This window comes from Pantoea stewartii subsp. stewartii (genome assembly GCF_008801695.1).
In the GTDB taxonomy this organism is placed as follows: domain Bacteria; phylum Pseudomonadota; class Gammaproteobacteria; order Enterobacterales; family Enterobacteriaceae; genus Pantoea; species Pantoea stewartii.
In genome coordinates this window covers 24,099-31,237 of the sequence record NZ_VZPF01000064.1, presented here as the reverse complement: position 1 = coordinate 31,237, position 7,139 = coordinate 24,099, and the positions used below count along the sequence as shown (strand labels likewise).

General features: G+C 53.3%; 7 protein-coding genes. 5 read left to right on the top strand and 2 right to left on the bottom strand.

All coding sequences use genetic code 11. The features are described from left to right. Window positions 1-192 (top strand): transposase domain-containing protein (locus F7Q90_RS18040; protein ID WP_151160857.1); only part of this gene is annotated, 192 nt, incomplete at its 5' end. Window positions 193-296: 104 nt separating this feature from the next. Here the strand turns inward: F7Q90_RS18040 and pepD are convergent. Next, entirely contained in the window at window positions 297-1,754 is a 1,458-nt protein-coding gene (gene pepD / locus F7Q90_RS18035) for a beta-Ala-His dipeptidase (RefSeq protein WP_006118052.1), read from the bottom strand. A 252-nt stretch (window positions 1,755-2,006) separates the two neighbouring features. Here pepD and gpt point away from each other — a divergent pair, with 252 nt between their 5' ends. From gpt to crl, 3 genes are all read left to right on the top strand, one after another. Further along, window positions 2,007-2,465, top strand: a complete 459-nt coding sequence (gene gpt, locus F7Q90_RS18030; RefSeq protein WP_006118053.1) for a xanthine phosphoribosyltransferase — start codon at window positions 2,007-2,009, stop codon at window positions 2,463-2,465. 115 nt (window positions 2,466-2,580) lie between these two features. Then, the gene (frsA, locus tag F7Q90_RS18025) at window positions 2,581-3,834 is read left to right on the top strand and encodes an esterase FrsA (RefSeq protein ID WP_006118054.1); all 1,254 of its coding nucleotides are present in this window, start codon (window positions 2,581-2,583) and stop codon (window positions 3,832-3,834) included. A 119-nt stretch (window positions 3,835-3,953) separates the two neighbouring features. Next, on the top strand, window positions 3,954-4,355 hold the full coding sequence (crl, locus tag F7Q90_RS18020; RefSeq protein WP_006118055.1) for a sigma factor-binding protein Crl: 402 nt from the start codon (window positions 3,954-3,956) through the stop codon (window positions 4,353-4,355). Window positions 4,356-4,545: 190 nt separating this feature from the next. Here the strand turns inward: crl and ompC are convergent, their stop codons facing one another. Further along, window positions 4,546-5,685, bottom strand: a complete 1,140-nt coding sequence (gene ompC / locus F7Q90_RS18015; RefSeq protein ID WP_006118056.1) for a porin OmpC — start codon at window positions 5,683-5,685, stop codon at window positions 4,546-4,548. A gap of 350 nt (window positions 5,686-6,035) precedes the next feature. Between ompC and proB the strand changes: the two genes are divergently transcribed. Continuing rightward, on the top strand, window positions 6,036-7,139 hold the full coding sequence (proB, locus tag F7Q90_RS18010) for a glutamate 5-kinase (protein ID WP_006118057.1): 1,104 nt from the start codon (window positions 6,036-6,038) through the stop codon (window positions 7,137-7,139).

Sequence of the window (7,139 nt, the reverse complement as noted above, 5' to 3'; positions counted from 1 at the left end):
AACTGGCTGTTCGCCGGTTCAGATACAGGCGGAGAACGTGCGGCGATCCTCTACTCTCTGATCGTCACCTGCCGGCTTAACGGCGTTGACCCCGAGACGTGGTTGCGTTACGTCATCGGTCATATACAGGACTGGCCGGTGAACCGGGTCCGCGATCTGCTGCCATGGAAGGTCGAGCTTCCCTCTGCCTGAACGTCAATACGGTCTGAATGCGACGCTTACGGCGGAAAGGCGAGCGAGGCGCAAAAAAAGGGCTTATGCAGAACATAAGCCCTTAATCTTATGGCGTACGGATTTTATTTCTCCGGCACCACATTCAGCAGTGTAGTCAGCAGCTTCCAGTACAGGCCAACGCTTTCGATATGGACCTGCTCATCGGGGGAGTGCGGACCTGTGATGGTTGGGCCGATCGAAACCATATCCATGTTGGGATAGGGCTTTTTAAACAAGCCACATTCCAGACCCGCGTGGATCACCTGAATATTGGGTGTTTTGCCAAACAGGGCGACATAGGTTTCACACGTCAGGGCCATGATGGGCGAGTCGGCATCGGGCTGCCAGCCAGGATAGCCGCCTTTTGGTTTGGTCTGCGCGCCCGCCAGCTGGCCGAGTGATGTCAGCATCTGCACCACATAATCACGTCCCGTGTCGATCAGCGAACGAATCAGACAGTTAATTTCCGCTTTGTCGGCATCCATCGTCACAACGCCCACATTAAGTGAGGTTTCCACAACGCCTTTGGCGACATCAGAGTTGCGGATCACGCCGTTCGGGGTGCTGTTTAACAAATTCAGGAAGCGATCGCGGCTTTCACGGCTCAGCGCCTCGTCCTGATGGGCAACCGGCTCGCTGACAAAAGCAATATTCTTCTCTTTCACACCGTGCTCATTCTGTACCGCAGCTAGGAAGCTGGCGGCGGCCGATTTGAGGTTATCCACTTTGCTGCTGTCGACAGAAACGGTTGCAAAGGCTTCGCGAGGAATCGCGTTGCGCAGTGTACCGCCGGTGAACGCAATCAGGCGAAGATCCAGCTCTGCCGCATGCGCGGTCAGAAAACGGGCCAGCAACTTATTGGCATTCCCCAGGCCCATATGAATATCCGCACCCGAGTGACCGCCACGCAGCCCTTTCAGGGTAAACTTCAGGGTTTCAAAACCGGCAGGAACCGCTTCGCGCGTCAGGGGCAGGGTTGTGATGAAATCGATGCCGCCTGCGCAACCCATGTAGATCTCACCTTCTTCTTCCGAATCGGTGTTGATCAAAATGTCAGCCTGCAGCCAGCCTGGCTGTAAACCAAAAGCACCGTCCATACCGGTTTCTTCGGTCATGGTGAGCAGGACTTCCAGCGGGCCATGGGTCAGGCTGTTGTCCGCCAGTACCGCAAGGGCCGACGCCATACCAATCCCGTTATCGGCGCCCAGCGTCGTCCCGCGCGCTTTCACCCATTCGCCATCAACATACGGCTGAATAGGATCTTTGGTGAAGTCGTGAACGGTATCGTTATTTTTCTGCGGCACCATATCAAGGTGTGCCTGCAGGGCCACGGGCGTGCGTTTTTCCATACCGGCGGTCGCAGGTTTACGAATCAGGATATTGCCGACCTGATCGCGCTCACACCAGAAGCCTTGTGCTTTGGCCCAGTTAACAATGTAGTTAGCCAGCGCTTCTTCATGAAAAGAGGGATGAGGAATCGAGCAGATTTTGGCGAAAAAATCCCACAGCGGCTGTGGAGAGAGTTGAGACAATTCAGACACGACAAGTCTCCTGTGTCAGTGCGCCGGCTTTGCCGGACATTGCGAAGTTCCAGTGAAAGATCGCCGTCAGTGAACTGACGAGATAGGGCGAGAATATCACTGTTTTTCGTTCTGTGTGTCATTCACCGCGCTAAAAAACCGCAACCAGCCGCCAGGTGCTGGTTTTTAGCGCGTCATGTCCTTATAATCTCGCGCAACCTTTTCCCCGTTGCACATTTTTTAAGCCACACTGACTGGCTGGGATTCCTATTTATGAGCGAAAAATACGTCGTTACCTGGGACATGCTGCAGATTCATGCCCGTAAACTGGCTCAACGCCTGCTGCCTGTTGAACAGTGGAAAGGCATTATTGCAGTGAGTCGCGGCGGTCTGGTACCGGCTTCGCTGCTGGCACGTGAACTGGGTATTCGCTATGTCGATACCGTGTGTATTTCCAGCTATGACCACGATCATCAGCGTGAAATGAAAGTCCTGAAACGCGCCGAAGGCGATGGTGAAGGCTTTATCGTGATTGACGACCTGGTGGATACCGGCGGTACCGCACAAGCCATCCGTGAGATGTATCCGAAAGCGCGCTTCTGCACCATCTTTGCAAAGCCTGCCGGACGTGCGCTGGTTGACGACTATATCGTTGATATTCCGCAGAACACCTGGATCGAACAGCCATGGGACATGGGCGTGGTTTATATTCCACCGATTGTCAAAGGCTGATTGACGCAACACAAACAACGCCCGGTTTTCCGGGCGTTGTGCTTTCTGCACCTCGCGACTTGCCGTGCAGTACAGTAAACTTAACTGTTGCTGTCTGTGTTGTTAGAGAGGTGATATGTCTGGCAAAAACCTGAGCGTTGAGCTGTTTAAACCTCGCTTTAAACATCCCGAAACGTCGTCGCTGGTACGCCTGCGTCGGCATGCCACGCATGAAGTGCATTCTGCCCTGGATGGCGACAGCCGGCGCGGCTGGTATCGGATGCTTAATAAGCTGATGTGGACATGGCGGGGCGTGCCCGCGCAGGAGATCAGCGAGGTACTGGCGCGTATTGCAATCAGCGATGTTGAGCACACCAACCCTGCGCTACTGGATACGGTAATAGGTTATCGCAACGGTAACTGGAACTACGAGTGGAGCAGACAGGCAGGTCGCTGGCAACAACGTGCACTGGACGCGAAAGAGGACGCCCACGACCAGGCCGGGCATGACTGGCTGCACGCGTCTCATCTCTACAGTGTGGCCGCGTACCCCTATATTAAAGGCGATGAACTGGCGGATCAGGCGCAGGCTCTGGCCAGCCGCGCTTATGAAGAAGCGACCCGCCGCTTACCCGGGGAACTCAAAACGCTGACCTTCCACATTGAAGGAGGCAGCCCCGTCAGCGGTTTTTTGCATATGCCGCCTGGCGTGGAAGCCCCTTATCCCACCGTGATGTTTTGCGGTGCGCTGGACTCGCTGCAAACTGACCACTATCGTCTCTTCCACGATTATCTTGCGCCGCGCGGCATCGCTATGCTGACGCTGGATATGCCGTCCGTCGGGAACGCCATCAAGTGGAAGCTCAGCCAGGATACCAGCTTTCTGCATCAGCAGGTGCTGCGCGATCTGGCTTCTGTTCCGTGGATCGATCACACGCGCGTAGCGGCGCTGGGTTTTCGCTTCGGTGCCAATGTCGCCGTTCGTCTGGCCTATCTGGAAGCGCCGCGTCTGCGAGCCGTAGCCTGTCTCGGGCCCATCGTGCACAGCCTGCTGACACAAAATACCTTGCAAAACAAAGTACCGGATATGTATATGGACATGCTGGCCAGCCGACTTGGCATGGCAGGCAGTACAGACAGCGCCTTGCGGGCGGAACTGCTCAGCTACTCGCTGAAAAATCAGGGGCTACTGGGACGTCGAACTGCCACGCCCATGCTGTCCGCATACTGGTCCAACGATCTCTTCAGCCCTGAGGAGGAAAGCAAACTGATTGCCAGCTCTTCAGCACAAGGTAAAGCGTTGTTAATTCCGGTAAAACCGGTAGCGGCCAGTTTCGATAGCGCCCTGAATGAAATCTGCGACTGGCTGGCACAACGTTTAAAAAGATAGCTGGCAAAATTGACAGTGTTTGCTACAACTACTAGCTGGAATCATTCGGATCGTTGCAAGACAATGCAGCATGGCTGCTGCGGTTCGAGATATAAAGCCTGTCCTAATGGAGAATTAGCATGACGTTACCGAGTGGTCATCCCCGCAGTCGCCTGCTTAAACGCTTCACGGAACTGGGACCTTACATACGCGATGGAAAATGTAGTGAAAATCGCTTCTTCTTCGACTGCCTGGCTGCCTGCGTAAATGTTAAACCTGCGCCTGAGCTGCGAGAGTTCTGGGGCTGGTGGATGGAGCTGGAAGCGCAAGCCGATCACGTTACCTATGTGTATCATATTGGCCTGTTTGATAAAGAGGGCGACTGGTCTGTCGCCACGATCAAGGGCAAAGATAATTCAGCCCGCGTGGAAGAAACGCTGCGTAATTTCCATGGCCGTTTAAAAGAGACGTTGAAAGAGTTTGAACTGGATCTGGTGCCCGCCAGTGACTTCGATGAAAAACCGATAAAACTCAGCGCCTGAAACTGAAGCCCCTGCGGGGGCTTTGTTGTCAGGATCGATCCCGCTCAGATTGCCCTACAGGAAAGGGCGAGTCATGGTCACTCGCCCTTTTAACAGACACATTCACATTGAGGGTAAAGCACTAAACCTCTCCATCACGCGGGCCGTCATTCCTTCGACAGCCTTTCTCGTCAGGCGAAGCTCAGATTCATCAGAACTGGTAGGTCAGGCCGACAGCAACGATGTCATCGTTGTTAAGCGCCAGCTTGTTGTCTTTATCCAGTTGGTTAATTTTGTAATCCACAAACGTCGACATGTTTTTGTTGAAGTAGTAGGTGGCGCCCACGTCGATATATTTAACCAGGTCTTCGTTGCCGATACCGTTTTCGATATCTTTGCCCTTGGTCTGCACGTAGCCAATAGAAGGACGCAGGCCGAAGTCAAACTGATACTGCGCAACCAGCTCCAGGTTTTCTGCTTTGTTAGCTGAGCCAGTTACAGATTTTGCGCTATTAGTAAAGCTTCCAGGTACTGTAATTGGGGTCATGTTACGCGTTTCGGTGTAGATGGCAGCCAGATAGACGCTATTTGCATCATACTTCAGACCTGTTCCCCATGATGTGGCTTTATCGCCATGACCATAGGCACCTGCCTGTTGGGCATTGGTGCGGTCAGATGAAGTAATCGCACCTAAAATGCTTACGCCCGTATCGGCAATGGTGTAGCCCAGTGAAGCACCGTAGCCGTCACCATTCTGGCGAGTCGTGTCGATGGTATTATCTGAGTTCAGACCACGAGAGTTGGCGCTCCTGTTATCGTTTTTACCCTGATACTGAAGAGCAAACTTCAGACCGTCGACCAGACCAAAGAAATTGTTGTTGCGGTAGGTTGCAACACCCGTTGCGCGCTGCGCCATAAAGTTATCCGTACGGGCTGTACCGTCTCCACCAAATTCCGGGAAGACGTCAGTCAGCGATTCAACGTCATACAGTACGCCGTAGTTACGGCCATAGTCGAATGAACCGTACTGAGAGAATTTCAGACCGGCAAAGCCCAGACGGGTTTTATTGCCTGAATTAGCATCGCTGCCTTCAGAGTTGTTAGCATTGTACTGATATTCCCACTGGCCATAACCGGTCATCATATCGTTAATCTGCGTCTGGCCTTTGAAACCGATACGCACATATGATTTGTCGCCATTTTGACCAGCATTATCGCTCATGTAATGCTCGGCTTTTACCTTACCGTAGAAATCCAGCTTGTTACCGTCTTTGTTATAAACTTCAGCGGCCTGAGCGGCAGAGGTCAGCGCCAGAGCAGAGATAACGATTGCCAGTGTACTTTTCTTCATTTGCTATCAATCCCAATGAGTAAAATGCTTATATCCTCACTATTTTCTTGCTGCAGGCAGGGCTGCCTTATTCTCTGATGGCTCAGTGAGCGCACCAGGGGGCATTCATTTGCCGCCTTGTTACATCAAGAAAACTTTTGAGGCATTAGTGAAAATATTTGTAAAACACCGACTTTTTACCGATGAATGATGAAGTTTTTATGACAACTTTTATGTTTTGTTGTTAAAGGGGAACTTTTGGTCTACTCCGCACGCTGCAAAATTTGCAGCTTTTCCCTTACTGGCTGTTGGCTTCCCTCACCGCACCTGTTAAAAAGTCGGTTCACAGAAATTTTTTACGGCAGGACAACATGAGTGGCAGTCAGACCCTTGTGGTCAAATTGGGTACCAGCGTGCTTACCGGCGGTTCGCGTCGGTTAAACCGGGCACATATGGTGGAATTAGTGCGTCAGTGCGCGCAGCAGCACGCCGCCGGCCATCGTATTGTGATTGTGACCTCCGGCGCGATGGCGGCCGGTCGTGAACATCTGGGTTACCCCGAACTGCCGCCTACCATCGCCTCAAAGCAGCTGTTAGCTGCGGTGGGGCAAAGTCGTCTGATCCAGTTGTGGGAACAGCTGTTTTCTATTTACGGTATTCATATCGGGCAGATGTTACTGACCCGTGCTGATATGGAAGATCGCGAACGCTTCCTCAATGCCCGCGATACCTTACGGGCCTTGCTGGACAACCACATTGTGCCGGTCATCAATGAAAATGACGCCGTTGCCACGGCGGAAATTAAAGTGGGCGATAATGACAACCTCTCTGCGCTGGCGGCAATGCTGGGCGGGGCAGACAAACTGTTGTTACTGACCGATCAGCAGGGATTGTTTACCGCCGATCCGCGCAGTAATCCGGATGCCCAGTTAATCAGCGATGTGCATATCATTGACGACACACTGCGCGCACTGGCGGGCGGAAGCGTATCCGGGTTGGGCACGGGCGGCATGTCGACGAAGCTGCAGGCTGCCGATGTCGCCTGCCGGGCCGGTATTGATGTCATTATTGCGGCCGGAAGTCGTCATGGCGTGATCAACGATGTGATTGAGGGCAAGCCCGTCGGTACATTGTTTCATGCTCAGCAGACGCCGCTGGAAAACCGTAAACGCTGGATTTTCGGTGCGCCGCCCGCCGGAGAGATCACCGTAGATGACGGTGCGCTTGCTGCGATTATCGCGCGCGGCAGTTCGCTGCTGCCAAAAGGGATCCGCGAGATTCAGGGGAATTTTTCCCGTGGTGAAGTGATCCGTATCCGCAGTTTGCAGGGGCGCGATATTGCGCACGGCGTCTCGCGCTATAACAGTGATGCGATGCGCATGATTGCGGGTCACCATAGTCAACAGATAAGCGAGATTCTGGGCTACGAATACGGGCCGGTTGCCGTGCATCGCGACGACATGATCGTCAGTTAA

Bases quoted from the DNA above. Each gene is read 5' to 3' on its own strand.
- proB (WP_006118057.1), top strand. From the start codon at position 6,036: ATGAGTGGCAGTCAGACCCTTGTGGTCAAATTGGGTACCAGCGTGCTT.
- frsA (WP_006118054.1), top strand. From the start codon at position 2,581: ATGTCTGGCAAAAACCTGAGCGTTGAGCTGTTTAAACCTCGCTTTAAA.
- crl (WP_006118055.1), top strand. From the start codon at position 3,954: ATGACGTTACCGAGTGGTCATCCCCGCAGTCGCCTGCTTAAACGCTTC.
- gpt (WP_006118053.1), top strand. From the start codon at position 2,007: ATGAGCGAAAAATACGTCGTTACCTGGGACATGCTGCAGATTCATGCC.
- ompC (WP_006118056.1), bottom strand. From the start codon at position 5,685: ATGAAGAAAAGTACACTGGCAATCGTTATCTCTGCTCTGGCGCTGACC.